Below are 257 nucleotides of genomic sequence, written 5' to 3' on the forward strand. Positions count from 1 at the left end.
TTTGCCAGCTCCCCGGAGCTTTTCGCAGGCTACCGCGTCCTTCATCGCCTGTGATCGCCAAGGCATCCACCACATGCACTTGTTCGCTTGACCCTATAACGGGTGTGTCTCAATGATTGCTCACTGCAGAATCACATGCCGCTACAGGTTGAGTATTCGTGTTGCGCCGTATTCCAAAGCGATCTCTCGATCACTTAAAAATACATCGATACAATCACAACCCTGATTCACCTACTCACACACCCATCTCCAGGTAC

General features: G+C 50.6%; 1 rRNA gene. It reads right to left on the reverse strand.

From position 1 onward, the window contains the following. Positions 1–93, reverse strand: a 23S ribosomal RNA gene (locus AB3X96_RS42855); the annotation flags it as partial. Between the last annotated feature and the right edge of the window lie 164 nt (positions 94–257).

The organism is Paraburkholderia sp. BR13439 (assembly GCF_040948805.1).
GTDB lineage: Bacteria > Pseudomonadota > Gammaproteobacteria > Burkholderiales > Burkholderiaceae > Paraburkholderia > Paraburkholderia youngii.